The 15,347-nt window shown below is 63.4% G+C and carries 15 protein-coding genes; 3 read left to right on the forward strand and 12 right to left on the reverse strand.

What is annotated here, in order from left to right; all coding sequences use genetic code 11:
* The 12 genes from ACK5L9_RS17745 to ACK5L9_RS17800 all read right to left on the reverse strand — a co-directional run.
* Positions 1-1,104, reverse strand: a 1,104-nt coding sequence (locus ACK5L9_RS17745; RefSeq protein ID WP_416912784.1) for a hydantoinase/oxoprolinase N-terminal domain-containing protein, incomplete at its 3' end; no start/stop codon positions are given.
* On the reverse strand, positions 1,101-2,768 hold the full coding sequence (locus ACK5L9_RS17750) for a thiamine pyrophosphate-dependent enzyme (protein WP_416912785.1): 1,668 nt from the start codon (positions 2,766-2,768) through the stop codon (positions 1,101-1,103). The genes ACK5L9_RS17745 and ACK5L9_RS17750, both read right to left, overlap by 4 nt.
* A 148-nt stretch (positions 2,769-2,916) precedes the next feature.
* On the reverse strand, positions 2,917-3,666 hold the full coding sequence (locus ACK5L9_RS17755; RefSeq protein WP_416912786.1) for an amino acid ABC transporter ATP-binding protein: 750 nt from the start codon (positions 3,664-3,666) through the stop codon (positions 2,917-2,919).
* Positions 3,666-4,769: an amino acid ABC transporter permease gene (locus tag ACK5L9_RS17760; protein ID WP_416912787.1), complete on the reverse strand. Its 1,104-nt coding sequence runs from the start codon at positions 4,767-4,769 to the stop codon at positions 3,666-3,668. Before ACK5L9_RS17760 ends, ACK5L9_RS17755 begins: the two co-directional genes overlap by 1 nt.
* A 4-nt stretch (positions 4,770-4,773) precedes the next feature.
* Positions 4,774-5,937 carry an amino acid ABC transporter permease gene (locus ACK5L9_RS17765; protein WP_416912788.1) on the reverse strand — a complete coding sequence of 388 codons (1,164 nt, stop codon included), beginning with the start codon at positions 5,935-5,937 and terminating at the stop codon, positions 4,774-4,776.
* Positions 5,938-5,993: 56 nt separating this feature from the next.
* A complete protein-coding gene (locus ACK5L9_RS17770) occupies positions 5,994-7,028 on the reverse strand; it encodes an amino acid ABC transporter substrate-binding protein (RefSeq protein ID WP_416912789.1) in 1,035 nt (344 codons plus the stop codon).
* Between the two features lie 70 nt (positions 7,029-7,098).
* Positions 7,099-8,043: a LysR substrate-binding domain-containing protein gene (locus tag ACK5L9_RS17775; RefSeq protein ID WP_416912790.1), complete on the reverse strand. Its 945-nt coding sequence runs from the start codon at positions 8,041-8,043 to the stop codon at positions 7,099-7,101.
* A 42-nt stretch (positions 8,044-8,085) separates the two neighbouring features.
* Positions 8,086-8,835, reverse strand: a complete 750-nt coding sequence (locus ACK5L9_RS17780; protein WP_416912791.1) for an SDR family NAD(P)-dependent oxidoreductase — start codon at positions 8,833-8,835, stop codon at positions 8,086-8,088.
* Positions 8,836-8,839: 4 nt separating this feature from the next.
* On the reverse strand, positions 8,840-9,550 hold the full coding sequence (locus tag ACK5L9_RS17785; RefSeq protein ID WP_416912792.1) for an SDR family oxidoreductase: 711 nt from the start codon (positions 9,548-9,550) through the stop codon (positions 8,840-8,842).
* A gap of 297 nt (positions 9,551-9,847) precedes the next feature.
* Entirely contained in the window at positions 9,848-10,630 is a 783-nt protein-coding gene (locus ACK5L9_RS17790; protein WP_416912793.1) for a FadR/GntR family transcriptional regulator, read from the reverse strand.
* Positions 10,631-10,691: 61 nt separating this feature from the next.
* Positions 10,692-11,495, reverse strand: a complete 804-nt coding sequence (locus tag ACK5L9_RS17795; protein ID WP_416912794.1) for an SDR family NAD(P)-dependent oxidoreductase — start codon at positions 11,493-11,495, stop codon at positions 10,692-10,694.
* A complete protein-coding gene (locus ACK5L9_RS17800) occupies positions 11,482-12,303 on the reverse strand; it encodes a shikimate dehydrogenase family protein (protein WP_416912795.1) in 822 nt (273 codons plus the stop codon). The genes ACK5L9_RS17795 and ACK5L9_RS17800 overlap by 14 nt, the downstream gene beginning before the upstream one ends.
* Before the next feature lie 164 nt (positions 12,304-12,467).
* On the opposite strand from ACK5L9_RS17800, the gene ACK5L9_RS17805 reads away from it, so the two are divergent.
* The 3 genes from ACK5L9_RS17805 (at position 12,468) to ACK5L9_RS17815 (ending at position 15,324) form a co-directional block, all read left to right on the forward strand.
* Positions 12,468-13,238 carry an HpcH/HpaI aldolase family protein gene (locus tag ACK5L9_RS17805; RefSeq protein ID WP_416912796.1) on the forward strand — a complete coding sequence of 257 codons (771 nt, stop codon included), beginning with the start codon at positions 12,468-12,470 and terminating at the stop codon, positions 13,236-13,238.
* 8 nt (positions 13,239-13,246) lie between these two features.
* Entirely contained in the window at positions 13,247-14,464 is a 1,218-nt protein-coding gene (locus ACK5L9_RS17810) for an NAD(P)/FAD-dependent oxidoreductase (protein WP_416912797.1), read from the forward strand.
* A gap of 218 nt (positions 14,465-14,682) precedes the next feature.
* Positions 14,683-15,324 (forward strand): LysE family translocator, encoded by a 642-nt coding sequence (locus tag ACK5L9_RS17815; RefSeq protein ID WP_416912798.1) that lies wholly within the window; start codon positions 14,683-14,685, stop codon positions 15,322-15,324.
* Positions 15,325-15,347 lie beyond the last annotated feature (23 nt).

Here is a 15,347-nt window from a genome sequence, read left to right on the forward strand (position 1 = left end):
ACGCTGATAGCAGGCCGGGCCGGGTTCCGACGCCGCCGATTCCGGGCCGGTCTGGATGCGCCCCATCGCATCGACCCAGGCAATCGAGCCGCCGCCCGCCCCGATCTCGATCATCTCGATCACGGGGATCGAAATCGGCATGCCCGAGCCCTTGCAAAAGCGATAGGTTCGGGCGACCTCGAAGGTTCGGGCGGTCTTTGGCGCGAAATCCTCGATCAGGCAGATCTTGGCAGTGGTTCCGCCCATGTCATAGCTGACGACCTTTTCAAGGCCAAAGCGCCGCGCCACATCGGCGGCAAAGATCGCCCCGCCTGCCGGGCCGGATTCGACCAGCCGCACGGGAAATTCGGCGGCCGTCCCGACCCCGATCAGCCCGCCGCCGGAATGAATCATGAAAACCGGACAACCCGCGCCCGTCTGTTTCAGACGCAGTTGCAGGCGGTTCAGGTAATCCTGCATCTGCGGGCGGACATAGGCATTGGCGCAGACGGTGTTAAATCGTTCGAACTCGCGCATCTGCGGCGAGACTTCGGACGAAATCGAGACCGGCACATCGGTCTTTGCGGCGATAATCTCGCGGGCGCGGCGTTCATGGGCAGGGTTCATATAGGAATGGATAAAGCCGATGGCGACGGCACCGAAACCTTCGGCGGCGATGTACCCGGCCAGTTCCTCAAGCGCGGCCTCGTCCAGCGGCCGCAATTCCTGCCCCTGCGCGCCGATCCGGCCCTTGACGGTAAAGCGGTCCTCGCGCGGGATCAGAGGCTCGGGCAGGCGCAGGTTCAGGTCGTATTGTTCAAAGCGGCTTTCGGTCCGCATCTCGATCACGTCGCGAAAACCCTCGGTCGTGATCAGCGCCGTCCGCGCGCCGCGACGTTCGATCAGCGCATTGGTCGCCAGCGTGGTGCCGTGGATGACGATATCCAGATCGGCGGGCGCGATACCCGCCCTGGCCAGCACCTCGGCAATGCCATCAAGGATCGACTGTTCGGGTGCGGCGTAATTCGTCAGCACCTTGGTCGAGAACAGCCTGCCCCGGCAATCGAGGGCGATATCCGTGAAAGTTCCGCCAATATCGGCACCAAGGCGGATCGCGGTATTCATGGGCTTTCCTTTGCGGCCAGCGCGGCGTCGCGCATCCGGGACAGGGTCTGATGCGGGGTCAGCGCCTCGGACGAGATGTTCAGATCCAGCACCGCCCCCGTGGCCGAGGCGCGCGCACGGGCAAAGGCGGCAGGGAAGTCCGCCGTCGTTTCGACCCGCTCGGCGTGGAAGCCGTAGGCGCGGGCAAGGGCGGTGAAATCGGGGTTTTCCAGCGTGGTGCCCACGACCCTGCCTGGATAGCCGCGTTCCTGATGGGCGCGGATGGTGCCATAGATGCCATTGTTCAGGATCAGCACGATGGGCTGCGCGCCCGCCTGCATGGCGGTGCCAAGTTCCTGACAGGTCATCTGAAAATCGCCATCGCCGGCAAAGCAGATCACGCAGCGTCCGGGACAGGCGATCCGGGCGGCGATGGCGGCGGGCAGACCATAGCCCATGGCACCCGATTGCGGGGCCAGCAACCGCGCCTTCGGACCAAAGGGAAAGAACTTGTTTGGCCACACGGTGAAATTCCCCGCACCATTGGTCAGGATCACATCATCCGGCAGCACGTTGCGCAAATGGGCGATGACGGCGGCCATATCGACCGGCGAGGGCTGCGGCGGAACATCAAGGCTGGCCCGCCAGCCGTCCCGCGCCCCGGCCCGCCATCCGGCCCAATCGCCGGCAACCGGGGTCAGCGCGGCGGCAAAGGCGTTCGGACCGGCATGGATGCCAAGTGTGGGCTGAAAGATCTTGCCAATCTCGCGGTCCGAGCCGTGGACATGGATCAGCCGCTGTTTCGGCTGCGGCACCGCCAGCAGCGAATAGCCATCGGTGGTCATCTCGCCAAAGCGGATATTGACGGCAAGGATGGTGTCGGCCTCGCGGATCAGGGTGCGGACATGGGGCGGCATGCCCACCCCCGCCTCTCCGGCATAGACGGGCGAATGATTGTCGAACCGGTCCTGATAGCGGAAGGCGGCAACGACCGGAATGTCGGATGCTTCGGCAAAACCCTGCAAGGCGGCGCGTCCCGCATCGGTCCAGTTGCAGCCGCCCAACAGGATCAGCGGACGCGACGCCCCGGCCAGAATCGCCTGCGCTTCGGCCACGGCCCCGGCTGCGGGCGCAGCCTCGGCGATACGGGTTGGACCGGACAGAGGCGGCGTATCGCTGTGGCTGGTCAGCATGTCCTCGGGCAGCGCGATCACCACCGGACCGGGGCGACCGGTGGTGGCCGTCACCCATGCACGGGCGAGGATTTCGGGGATGCGGGCGACATGGTCGATCTCGACCGCCCATTTCGCCATGGTGCCGAACACCGCCGGATAGTCGATTTCCTGAAACGCCTCGCGGCCCTTCATGGAGGTCGCCACCTGACCGACGAAGGTGATCATCGGCGCCGAATCCTGCATGGCCGTGTGGATTCCGATCGAGGCGTTGGTCGCACCCGGTCCGCGAGTAACGAAGCACAGGCCCGGCTGTCCGGTCAGCTTGCCCCATGCGGCGGCCATGAAAGCCGCGCCGCCCTCGTTCCGGCACAGGACGAAATCCAACCGCCCCGCTGTGTCGTGAAACGCGTCCAGCACCGCCAGAAAACTTTCGCCCGGCACCCCAAAACCCGCCCGCGCACCAAGTGCCAGCAGGCATTCGACCAAAAGCTGACCACCATGCCGTGTCATGACGCCGTGTTCCGTGGATTGCATATCCTTTACCCTCAACTTGCGCCGCCGCGCCGATGCGGAAAACAAAGAAGCGCGGCAAACATGAAAGATCGCCTTTCGCAGATTGCCGCGCGACGGGATGATTGGCCATGCCCCAGGATCCGGCTCAGTGCCCTGTCACCTGCGACAGGAACTGCTGTGTCCGCTGATTACGGGGGGCCGAAAAGAAGGTTGCGGGGTCGGCAATCTCGACGATCTCGCCCTGATCCATAAAGATCACGCGGTCGGCGACACGCCGGGCAAAGCCCATCTCATGCGTCACGCAGATCATGGTCATCCCCTCGGATGCAAGGCTGACCATCACGTCAAGCACCTCGGCGATCATCTCGGGGTCAAGCGCCGAGGTGGGTTCGTCGAACAGCATGATCTTTGGTTCCATGCACAGCGACCGGGCGATGGCCACCCGCTGTTGCTGCCCCCCCGAAAGCTGACCGGGATATTTCCGCGCCTGTTCGGGAATACGCACCTTTTCCAGATAGCGCATGGCGGTCGCCTCGGCCTGCGCGCGCGGGATCTTGCGCACCAGCATCGGGGCCAGCACGCAGTTTTCCAGCACGGTCATGTGCGGGAACAGGTTGAAATGCTGAAAAACCATGCCGACCTCGCGGCGGATTTCGTCGATATTGCCGACATCGTCGTTCAGTTCGATCCCCAGCACCTCGATCAGGCCGGAATTATGTTCCTCAAGCCGGTTGATGCAGCGGATCATGGTGGATTTTCCGGAACCGGACGGGCCACAGATGACCACCTTTTCGCCCGGATCGACGGCAAGGTCGATATTCTTCAGCGCGTGAAAGGTGCCGTAATACTTGTTCATGCCCTGAATGCTGACGGCGCGGGCCGGGTTTTGGGTCATCACGGGTTTTCCTGAAGGGTGCCGACCGCCATGCGCCGTTCAAGATAGGCACCATAGCGGGACAGGCTGAAGACAAAGACGAAATAGATCAGGGCAATGAAGGCGTAGACCTCGCGATAGGCAAAGGTCCAGTCGCCGGTGCCATAGGCGGCATTGCCCGAGGCGAGGATTTCGAAAAAGCCGACAACGATCACCAGCGAGGTTTCCTTGAACGAGATCACAAACTGGTTGATCGTCGCGGGCAGTGCGTTGCGCATTGCCTGCGGCAGGATGATCCGGCCGATCCGCTGCCAATAGCCAAGGCCAAGCGATTTCGCCGCCTCGTTCTGCCCCGCCGGAACGCCTTGCATTCCGCCGCGAATGATCTCGGCCTGATAGGCGGCGAAGAACAGCGCCGCGCCGCAAATGACACGGTACAGCTTTCCCGTCTGAAGCCAGCCAGGCAGCATGAAGGGAACCACTACCGCAAAGGCGAACAGGATCGACAGCAGCGGAAGTGAGCGTACCGCGTCGATGAACAAGCCGATCCCCTTCGAGATCACCGGCAGTTCCGAACGGCGTAACAGCGCCAACCCGATCGACAGCGGAAAGCCGATCAGACAGGTCGAGACAAAGATGAACAGCGTCAGCGCGAGGCCGCCCCATTTCTCTTCGCCGATATGGGGCAGGCCCGGCAGGCCGCCCTTCATCAGCAGATAAAACAGCCCCGTGCCCGCGACCCAGATCACCGCCAGCCGCCTTCCGCGCCAGAACGCCGGCACACAGCTTAGCACTGTCATCGCCACCACCGTGACACAGGCAAGGGCAGATCGCCATTGTTCGTCGAACGGGTAAAGTCCGAACAGGATGATCCGCCAGCGCTGCGCGATCACCGTCCAGCACGCGCCCGACGCGGCGCGACAGGTGGCGGGCGTGGCCTCGGGGTCGAACACTGCCGAAAACAGCGCCCAGAAGGCAAGCTTCCACAGGATCCAGCCCAGCAGGCCCAGACCCGCAGCCGAGATCGCGGCCTGCGCCGGGCTGCGAAAATAGCGCCGTCGCAGCATCGCTGGCCAGCCCGGTGTGGCGGATGCGGAAATCGGAAGGTCTGTCACGCCGCGCATCGGCTCAACTCCTGAGCTGATTGCCCTTCAGGGCAATCGCCTTGTTGATGCGGTTGAAGATCGCCGCCAATGTCAGGTTGATGGCAAGAAAACCCGCCATCAGGATCGCGATCGCCTCGATGGTCTGGCCGGACTGGTTGATGGTCACGGCGACGATCATGAAGAAATCGGTAAAGCCGATGGCGATGCCCATCGTCGTCGCCTTGATCAGCCAGATATACTGGTTGGCAAGAATCGGCAGCATCGCCCGCAGCGCCAGCGGCAGGCGGATGCGAAAAAAGCTCTGCAGGGGTGAAAGCCCAAGGGCGTGGGCGGCCTCGGTCTGGCCGCGCGCCACCGCCTTGAAACCGCCGCGCACGATTTCGGCAATATAGGCCCCGCCATAGATGCCGATGGCAATCAGCATGGCGCTGAATTCGGGCGACACGCGCAGCCCGCCTCGAAGGTTCAGCCCTTGCAGGACCGGTATGTCGATCAGCGGCTGACCGGGGTCGCGCCCGGTCACGACAAGGGCCAGAGACAGTGCAATCAGCCCAAGGAACGTACCCCGCACCAGCCCGCGCCGCGTCCGGGGCGGGCGGGCGATCCGGCGGGTCCGCGCGATCCACAGCGGCAGAACCAGCGCGGCCAGCAGGGCACCCCCCGCCGCCGCCAGATGCCAGCCCCCGACATTCAGCCCCGGCAGATAGATGCCCCGGCTTGACAGGATCAGCGGTCCCAGACCTGACGCATTGCGCGGCACCGGCAGATGAGTGACCACCGCATACCAGAAAAAGACCTGAAGGATCAGCGGGATATTTCGAAAGACATCGACATAGCTGCGGCCAAGCAGGTTCAGCACCGGATTGTCCACCGTGCGCATGATCCCGATGCCGCCGCCGATCAGCGTCGCCAGCGTCAGGCCGATCACGCCAAGAAACAGCGTGTTCAGGATGCCGATCACGAAGAACCACCAATAGGGATCGCCGGCCGTGGCCGGCAACAGCGAAAAGTTCACATCCCAGCCGGTCGATTTCCACAGAAAGCCAAAGCCGGAAACGATATGCTGCGATTGCAGCCTGTGCTGCGCGTTCCGCCAGCCAGCCAGCACCACCGCCAGCACAAGGATCACGAACACGGCCTGCAACAGGATGTTGCGGACCTTCTGGTTGCGCAGAAATCCGGGCATCGTTCCGCCTCCGGTCAGGGAAAGCCGCCCCGCCGCGCGGACGGGGCCGCGATGGATCAGTCGATCACATAGGGATAAAGAACGCCGCCATCATTCCACAGGGCGGTCATCTCGCGGTCCATCCTGTAGGGCGAGCCCTGGCCAAGGGTGCGGTCGAAAATCTCGGCGTAATTGCCGACCTGCCGGATCACGTTATAGGCCCAGTCGTCTTCCAGCCCCAGCGGCGTACCCATGCCGGGGCTGACGCCCAGAAACTTGGCGATGTCGGGACTGGGAGGATTGGCCCTGATCTCTTCGACATTGGCGGAACTGATCCCCTCTTGCTCGGCGAACCACAGGGCCGACAGCGTCCAGTTGGCAATGTCTATCCAGTTGTCATCGCCAGGGCGCATCACGATCACCTCGGGTTCGACCGCCAGCACATCGGGCAGGATGTCATGGTCCTCGATATTGCCCTTGGCAGAGCGGGCGATGGCCAGGACCGGCCCCCATTGCGTATAAAGATCGCAGCGCCCCGAGAAATATGCCTGCTCAAGTTCCTCGGTCTTTTCGATCAGCACCGGTTCCAGCGCGATACCCAGCTTGGCGCTGTAGGATGCGATCTGCTGCTGCATCGAGGTGCCCGCCGGGATGCAGATCGTACCGCCATCGGCATCCTTCAGCGAGGTCAGGCCCAGTTCCTTATGCGCCATGATCTTGGTCGTGCCGAGGTAATAGGACAGCGAAAATTGCAGCCCCAGTTCCGTATCGCGGCTGAGCGTCGCACCCGATGCCTTGATGATCAGATCGACCTCGCCGGTCTGAAGCGCGGGCCAGCGTTGCACCCAACTGATCGGAATGATCGTCAGTTTCGCCGGATCGCCAAAAATCGCAGTGGCCACCGCGCGGCACAGGTCGATGTCCAGCCCCTTCCACATGCCCCTGTCATCCACCTCGGCAAAGCCCAGATAGGATCCGTCATGCCCGGTGCAAAGCAGGTTTCCCCGTTCTTTCACCGCCTTCAGCGTATCGCCGTTTCCGGCATGGGCCAGCCCCGCAGCAAGGGTCAGGGCAGCCGCAGCCAGCAGGCCCGGTTTCACATGGCTCATCATCAACACTCCCTGTTGGTTTTCGGTTTACGTGTTCTTTGACCCGCTTTTCGTTCGGCGCGGGCTGCGCCATTCACTCGCCGCTGACCAGCGGGCCCTTGTCGCGGTGAAGTTCCCGGTTCCAGTCCTGCGCCACCATCCAGCGGTGCAGCGCGGCCACGCCCTGCACTCGCAGATGGCCGCGCGGAACCAGCAGATAAAAGCCCGGCACCTGCGCGTCGGGCATGTCGGCCAGCACGTCGCGCCCCAGCGGGGCCACAAGCGCGCCGCTGCGCATGTCGGCATCGGCATCATGCGGAGACAGCAGCCCCACACCGATCCCTTGCAAGGTCGCCCGCCGCATCGAGGCGGCATCGTCAAAGCCGATACTGCCGTGGCTATCGCCGGGCTGAACGCCAAGATGCTGGAAAATGTCGTTCCACAGCCGCCTGGACTTTACCGTGTCAAGCAAGGTGCAGTTCCGCAGGTCGGCGGGCTGGCGCAGCTTTCCGGCAATGCCGGGCGTGCAGCAGATAATCTTGGGGTCGCGCACCAGCAGCGTGCATTCCACATCCGTCCAGATGCCATAGCCCCATTGCACGGTCATATCGATATCGTCGCGGGCGAAATCGGGCAGGTCGATCATCGTGGTCAGGCGAAGGTCGAAATCCGGCATCGCCTCGCGAAAATCCGACAGGTGGCGCAGAAGATAGTTGGTGGCGAAATAGGGGCTGGTGTTCAGGTTGATCCGCTCGCGGCACTTGCTGCGGGTGATCCGGCGCACGCCCTCGGCAAGCTCGTTGAAACCGGCCTCGACATAATGGGCCAGCAGGATCGCGGCTTCGGTCGGTTCGATCTTGCGACCCTTGCGTTCGAACAGCGTGACCTGCAACGCATCCTCAAGCAGCTTGATCTGCTGACCGACGGCCTGAGGCGTCACGAACAGCTCGTCCGCCGCCTGCCGCAGGCTTTTGTGGCGGATGACAGCGTGAAAGGCACGCAACGCATTCAGGGGCGGCAGACGCAGTTTTCCGTTCATCCCGTGCCTCCTTTCCGCCCGGTTCGCCGTTGCCCCAATCCCTCAGGCGTAGATATACCCGCCTGATACGATGACATTTTCTCCGGTCATATAGGTGTTTTGCGGCCCCCCTGTCATCAGCACCCATTCGGCAATCTCGGTCGGCTGCGCCCCCCGGTTCAGGGGGCTGGCCTTTGCCAGTTCCGCAAGAAATCCCAGTTGCCGCGCGCGTTCCGTCGCCATCCCGGCGGGCGCGACCGAATTGACCAGAATGCCGTCCGGCGCAAGGTGATGCGCGAAGGATCGTGTCAGGCTGACCACGGCGGCCTTTGTCGCGGCATAGTGGGCGTTTTGCGGATGCGCCTTGAAGGCATCAACCGAGGTGATATTGACGATTCGTCCCCTGACATGGTCCCTGGGTTCCTGCCCGCGCATGTGACCTGCGGCGGCGACCATCATGTGATAGCTGCCCTTGATGTTGACCGCGTTCGAGGCGTCCCATTCCTCATCCGTGATCTCAAGAATCGGCTTGCGCGGATAGATCGCGGCGCAGTTGATCAGCGTGTCGATACGGCCAAGCCGTTCCGCGACAGCGCCGAAAGCGGCATGACATTCCGCTCCGTTGCGGATGTCCGCCGCAGCCATGGCCACCGGCACCCCCTTGCCGCGCGCGGGTTCCAGCGCCGCCTCGGCACCCTTGTGGCTGATGTCGATGATGCCAAGTCCCGAGGCCCCCGCATCCACCGCCATCCGGGCCAGCAGCGCGCCCAGTCCGGATCCGCCGCCAACGATCAATACCGAAAGATCCTTCATCCCGTTACCCTTTCACAATGGGGGGTGGCCGTGTCGGCACGATGTCGAACCGCGGGACAGTGGCCCATTCGGGCAGGTCCAGCACGGCCAGAACCATCCGGGCCACATCCTCGGGCTGGACGGTCCTGACGGCGGAATACATCGCCTTCCACGCAGCATCGTCAAGAATGTCACGGTAAAGCGCGGTCTCGACCCGTCCCGGCACGATCTCGGTCACGCGGATGCCAAAGGGCGAAAGATCGGCGCGCAGCGCGGCGGCAAAGCAGGCGATGGCCCCCTTGGTCGCCGAATAGACGGCCATATCCGCAAAGACCGCATGCGCCGCAGCAGAGCCGGTAAAGAACACATGCCCCGCGCCGCAAGCGCGCATCTGTGGCACGACAAGGCGCGTCAGGGCGATGACGGCGCTGACATTGACCCCCAGAGCAAAGTCGATATCGGCCATCTCCGTGTCGCAGAAATTGCCCAGAGGCGGCATGACGCCTGCATTGTTCACCAACACGTCAATCTCAAGCCCTGCCAGCGCGGAAACGACCGCCGCGCGGTCAGTCACATCCAGCCGGACCGGCACGATCCCGGCATGGCTGGCATGCAGTTCGTTCAGGGCCTTTTCATTGCGCCCGACGGCATGGACCCGATAACCCGCGCGGGCCAGTTCCAGTGTCACCGCCCGCCCGATGCCGCTTGACGCGCCTGTCACCAATGCCGTTGCCATGAACCTGGCCCCTTTTGTGAACCTGAAGTAAGTGTCCCGGCAAGACGGGATTCTCAAAATCAAGAAATTCCACAAACAGGAAAGTAAATCTTTCCAATCCTCAATCCCGGCCCGACGAAAACAACCAAAGGGTCGATACGGAAACCCGCACAAAACGCCGCAAAATCAACCGGTAAAACGCGGATATTCAGGCGTCATGCCGCAGCCGTCCCCGAATACCGGCTGTCCGGCCATATCCTGTACCCGGTCTGCCCGCCCGGCCCCATCACAAAGCTGTGCTTGTCCATGCCCTGCCCCTCAGGCCCCACCCGTCCGGGGCAGCCCGGCAAACAGCGCCCGCGCCGCCGCGGCGTCAGGCAAGCGCCCCGAACTGATCCCGACCGCGGCACCAAATGCCTTCATCCGTTCCAGACTGTTGACCAGATGCCTTCGCATCGCCTCGCGCGCTGCAGAGGCATTGCCCGCGCCGATGGCCGTGACGATCTGCAGATGCTCATCATGGATACGGGTGTAATAGCTGTCTTTCAGATCAGTGGTGACAATATGGCCAAGCAGGTATCGAGGCACGATCAGCGGGCGCAGATATTCAAGAAACGCGAGCATGAATTCGTTCCGCGCCGCCCGTGCGATGCTGAGGTGAAAATCATAGTCGTAATGGACCAATACCGCCGAGGGGTCGGCATGGGCGCTGTCGGTCTGTTCCATCAGCGCGGCGATGTCCGCCGCCTCTGCATCGCTGCGCCGCTCGGCGCACAAACCCGCCGCCTCGACCTCGACGCTAAGACGCAGCTCCAGCAGGGCGATGGTCTCGGCAAGGGTCTGCAACGCCTCTTCCGAGATCAGAAAGCCGGGCTGCGCGGGTGCCTCGCTGACGAACATGCCGCGTCCCTGCTGCGGGATCACCTGCCCGGCGGATCGCAGCCGCGCGATCGCCTCGCGGATCACGGTGCGGCTGACTTCGTATTCCGTGCAAAGCTCGGCCTCGGTAGGCAGTTGAGCGCCGGGTTGCAGCGCGCCCGACGCGATCTTTTCCGACAGGCTTTCCCAGACGAGGGTTGAAAGCGGTTTGCGTCTGGCCATCACGTTCCTTCCTGATCTCCGGGTCCGGTTCCCACAATCCCGCAGGGCGGCGATGGCACGGTCATCGCGCCCCCTCACGGACAGGATTTCCGCGCAGATAATGGGCATAGGGGGCCTGAACCAGCCAGCCAGCATCGACAGGCAGCGTCACGCCCGTGATCGAGGCCGCCCGGTCCGAACACAGAAACAGCGCCGCCTCGGCCACATCTTCGGGCGCGACGAATTTCCTTAGCGCGGTGCCCGAGACAATCGCCTCGGGATCGCGTTCACCTGCCGCAATCCTGGCCTTCAACCCGTCCGACAGCGTATAGCCGGGGGCAACCGCATTGACGCGGATGCCATGGGGGCCAAGCTCTGCCGCGAGGATCCCGGTCAACGCCAGCACCGCGTGCTTTCCCGGCGTATAGGCGGGCAGCGAGAGGGGCGCGAAAGAGGCCAGCGAGCCGACATTCAGGATCGCCCCGCGCCCGGCCTGCCGCATCAGTCGGCCAAAGACCTGACAGCCGATCAGCGTGCCGCGATAATTGATCCGCCACAACCGTTCATCCTCGGCCAGATCCTGATCCAGCACCCGCTGGCCGCTTTGCAGGATACCGGCGCAGTTCACCAGCACCTGCGGCGGCCCGAAAGCCTTGTCCACGGCCCGCGCAAGCCCCGTCAACGAGGCAGGGTCGCCGATCTCGACCGCCATGAAACACGCATCCCGAGCCCCAAGGGCAAGACAGTCCCGCGCCACCCCGTCCCCGCGCGCCGCGTCGCGCCCCGCGATCACCACCCGCGCGCGCCCGGCCGCAAAGCGCAGCGCGATAGCCTTGCCGATGCCCGACGTGCCTCCGATGACGGTGACGCTGTCAATCCCGGTCATTGGCACGGTTCCGGCGGTCAATGTCAAAGAACGCGGCCATCGCCCCGACCTGAAAATCCAGCATCGGGCGTCCGGGCTGGATACGGCAGCCGATGCGCCTCGCCTCGCGCAAAAGCGGGGTTTCGGCGGGTTCCATGATGATGTCCACGACAATCATCCCGGATGTCAGCGCCAGAACATCCAGCGGCAGCGGATCGTCCGGCTTCAGTCCCATCGGCGTCGCGTTCACGACCAGTTCCATGCCTGTCGGATTGGCAGGCCCGACCGTGACCCGGCAGGCCGGAAAGGCGCGCGACACCAGATCGGCCAGCCTTTTCGCGCGGGCGTGATCAACGTCGCTTAGCCGGATCCCGGCGGCCCCCTCCTCGGCCAGACAATAGGCCAGAGAGGCCCCCGCGCCCCCGGCCCCGACCTGCAAGATCTGCCTGCCCGCGATCCTGTGACCGGCGGCCTTCAGCGCCGCAATAAATCCCACACCGTCGAAATTGTCGGCATGCCAGCTTCCGTCGGGATTGCGCCGCACCGCATTCGCACTGCCCACCCGGACGGCGCGGTCATGACCGCTGCTGCATTTCGCGAACACCGCAGCCTTGTAGGGGACCGAGACGATGACGCCTCGCAGATTTTCGGCTGCGGTCAGGCCAGCCCAGAAGATCTGGAAATCCTCGGGCCGGCAACTCAGCGGTACCATCAGGCTGTCCAGCCCCTTTTGCGCGAACAGGTCGTTAAAGACCTCGGGGCTTTTCGCATGACCCACCGGATGCGCCAGCATCGCAAAGACATCCGCCCTGCCGGTTCCGCGCATCATGCACCACCCTTCGCAGCCTGTCGGCTCCCAGCCACCGTTTTGCCTGCGGCCCGCAATCCAATCTTCCCGGACACAGCTTTCCCCATTGCGACTCATGGCCTCGCCGCATTATGGTTATTTATAATACATCATACAACACACAAATCTGCATGATGGAGCCACCCATGGCGCAAGAGCGTGAAAACATCCTGAAGAATACCCTGTTGGCAGGCAGACCCAGCCTTGGGCTGTGGTGTTCGCTGGCCGGTCCGCTGACGACCGAGATCATGGCGGGTGCCGGGGCTGGCTGGCTGCTGATCGATGCCGAACACAGCCCCAACGACCTGCGCAGCGTGGTCGCGCAGCTTCAGGCCGCCGCCGCCTTCCCCTGCGAGGCAGCCGTCCGGCTGCCCTCGGATGACGCCAGCCTGATCAAGCAATTCATGGATGGCGGCGCGCGCAGCCTGATGATCCCCAATGTCCGCGACGCTGATCAGGCCCGCCGGATCGTCGCGGCCATGCGCTATGCGCCCTTTGGCGGGATCAGGGGTTTTTCGGTCGGCCACCGCGCCAATCAGTTCGGCCGTATCGCGAACTATCACGCCACGGCGCAAGACCGGCAGCTTCTGGCGGTGCAGATCGAATGCGGGACCGGCCTGGCCAACGCCGCCGAAATCGCTGCGGTCAATGGCGTCGATGTGCTGTTTGTGGGGCCGGGCGACCTGTCGGCCAATCTGGGGGCCATGGGCAACCCGAATGCGGATCACGTTCAGAATGCCATCGCCGCCGTGTTGGCCGCCGCGCGCATGGCAGGCAAGGCTGCGGGCATTCTGGCCACGCTCAAGGCCGATGCCGACCGCTATCTTGCCGATGGCTTTACCATGGTCGCGGTGGGATCGGATCTTGGCCTTCTGGTGCGCGGGTCCGACGCCTTGATCGCATCGTTCAGAACCTGAGGTTTGACATGCCCGCACCCCGGTACAAAGCCCCGAAATCCGCCCGGTATGACATCGTGATCGTCGGCGGCGCGGCGGTCGGTTCCTCGACCGCCTATTGGCTCAGCCAGAAACTTGGCCCCGATGCCTCGGTGCTGGTGGTCGAACGCGACAGCAGCTATGAATTTTCGTCCACGGCGCTTTCGACAAGCGCAATCCGGCAGCAATATTCGAACCCCATCAATGTGAAGATCAGCCAGTTCGGGATCGCGTTCATCCGCAGCTTTCCCGACCGCATGGCACCGTTCTTTCCGGACGAAGCCTCGCCTGATCTGGGCTTTCGCGAACATGGCTATCTTTACTGCATCTCGCCCGAAGGGGTCGGTCCCGCGCGCGAACGGGTCGAGTTGCAGCGCAGCCTTGGTGCACATACGGTCTTTCTTGAACCGGGTCCGCTGAAGGACCGGTTTCCCTGGCTGAATACAGAGGATCTGGGTGGCGGCGCATGGGGTGCGCGTGACGAGGGCTGGTTCGATTCAATGGGAATGCTGAACGGGCTGCGCCGGGCGGCACGCGGCAGCGGCATCGAGTATGTGGACAATGCCGTGACCGGGCTGGAGGTCGCGGAAAACCGCATCACCTCGGCGCGGCTTGCGACCGGCGAGACGGTGGCCTGCGGCATTCTGGTCAACGCAGCGGGCCCCCGCGCCCGGCAGGTCTGCGCCATGGCCGGGCTGACGATCCCCGTGGCCCCCCACAAGCGCTACAGCTTTGTCTTTGCCAGCAGCACCCCCATCCCCGGCCGGATGCCGAATGTCATCGACCTGTCAGGCACTTTCGTCCGCCCCGAGGGCGAGTTGTTCCTGACCGGCAACACGCCGCTGGATAACGGACCTGCCGATTACGACGATTTCGCAATCTGCCATGCAGAGTTCGAGGATCGCATCTGGCCCGCGCTCTGGCACCGGATCCCGGATTTCGACGCGCTGAAGGTCAGGCAAAGCTGGACCGGGCATTACGAGTACAACATGTTCGACCAGAACGGCATTGTCGGCTTTCACCCCGAGATCGGCAATTTCATGTTCGCCAACGGGTTTTCAGGCCACGGTTTGCAGCAATCCCCCGCCGTCGGCCGGGCGGTGGCCGAACTGATCGTCGATGGCCGCTTTACGACGCTGGATCTGGGGCCGTTCCGCTATGAGCGCATCGCGCTGAACGAAGCTTTCGTTGAGGAAGCCGTGATCTGAACCCCTGACCCCGCCGGCCCCCTGACCCCGGCACCCTGACCCCGGCCCCCTGACCGGCGGAACCGGCGGCAGCATGCAGCCGCAGGGGCTGTGGCGACCGGACCATCGTCGCAGGCATGCCCGCGCCACTTGACCCGGCCAAAGGATTGGCGCCAACCTCGCACAGGCTTGGCGCGACGCAACGGGCTGCGGGCCAACAACAACGGAAAGTCATTGCCATGGCACCATCAGATGTCCTGACGTTCGTCGTCATCGCGACGCTGCTTGTCATTTCCCCCGGCCCGAACGGGGTTCTGATCGCCAGAACCGTTCCAGGCTCGGGTCGCAGGGCGGGATTTGCCAACGTGGCCGGGTTCATCACGGCCTTTTATCTGCATGGAACCCTGTCGATTCTGGGAATTTCGATAATCCTTGTGCAATCGGCAACCGCCTTCGCAATCGTTAAATACCTTGGCGCGGCCTATCTTTGCTGGGTCGGCATCAGGGCCATCCTTTCCGCCATCCGGCAGGGCCAGCCCGTTACCGATACGCCGGTCGCCAAACGCAAGCGCAGCTTGCGTGGTGCCTATGTCGAGGGGTTCCTGACGAACGCCCTCAACCCCAAGGTATCGATGTTCTATCTCGCCGCGTTTCCCCAGTTCATATCGCAGGGCACAACCCCGGCGGCCGCGGCGTTTTTTCTGGTCTTTCTTCACTCCATGATCAACGCAGTCTGGTTCGGAGCGATGGTGATGCTGTTCTCGACGGTTTCAAGGTCGATGAAAAACGCCGCGTTCCAGCGTCATCTGAAGATCGCTACCGGTGTCATTTTCATCGGCTTTGGTGCCAGGCTTGCAGCGCTGAAATCCGCCATTCCATGATTTGCACGATTTTCACAGATCAG

The sequence above is a fragment of the Paracoccus sp. (in: a-proteobacteria) genome (genome assembly GCF_047973135.1).
Classification (GTDB): Bacteria; Pseudomonadota; Alphaproteobacteria; order Rhodobacterales; family Rhodobacteraceae; genus Paracoccus.

Coding starts and splice junctions, on each gene's coding strand:
- ACK5L9_RS17750 (WP_416912785.1), bottom strand. CDS start 2,768: ATGACACGGCATGGTGGTCAGCTTTTGGTCGAATGCCTGCTGGCACTT.
- ACK5L9_RS17755 (WP_416912786.1), bottom strand. CDS start 3,666: ATGACCCAAAACCCGGCCCGCGCCGTCAGCATTCAGGGCATGAACAAG.
- ACK5L9_RS17810 (WP_416912797.1), top strand. CDS start 13,247: ATGCCCGCACCCCGGTACAAAGCCCCGAAATCCGCCCGGTATGACATC.
- ACK5L9_RS17780 (WP_416912791.1), bottom strand. CDS start 8,835: ATGAAGGATCTTTCGGTATTGATCGTTGGCGGCGGATCCGGACTGGGC.
- ACK5L9_RS17770 (WP_416912789.1), bottom strand. CDS start 7,028: ATGATGAGCCATGTGAAACCGGGCCTGCTGGCTGCGGCTGCCCTGACC.
- ACK5L9_RS17790 (WP_416912793.1), bottom strand. CDS start 10,630: ATGGCCAGACGCAAACCGCTTTCAACCCTCGTCTGGGAAAGCCTGTCG.
- ACK5L9_RS17775 (WP_416912790.1), bottom strand. CDS start 8,043: ATGAACGGAAAACTGCGTCTGCCGCCCCTGAATGCGTTGCGTGCCTTT.
- ACK5L9_RS17805 (WP_416912796.1), top strand. CDS start 12,468: ATGGCGCAAGAGCGTGAAAACATCCTGAAGAATACCCTGTTGGCAGGC.
- ACK5L9_RS17815 (WP_416912798.1), top strand. CDS start 14,683: ATGGCACCATCAGATGTCCTGACGTTCGTCGTCATCGCGACGCTGCTT.
- ACK5L9_RS17760 (WP_416912787.1), bottom strand. CDS start 4,769: ATGCGCGGCGTGACAGACCTTCCGATTTCCGCATCCGCCACACCGGGC.
- ACK5L9_RS17785 (WP_416912792.1), bottom strand. CDS start 9,550: ATGGCAACGGCATTGGTGACAGGCGCGTCAAGCGGCATCGGGCGGGCG.
- ACK5L9_RS17800 (WP_416912795.1), bottom strand. CDS start 12,303: ATGATGCGCGGAACCGGCAGGGCGGATGTCTTTGCGATGCTGGCGCAT.
- ACK5L9_RS17765 (WP_416912788.1), bottom strand. CDS start 5,937: ATGCCCGGATTTCTGCGCAACCAGAAGGTCCGCAACATCCTGTTGCAG.
- ACK5L9_RS17795 (WP_416912794.1), bottom strand. CDS start 11,495: ATGACCGGGATTGACAGCGTCACCGTCATCGGAGGCACGTCGGGCATC.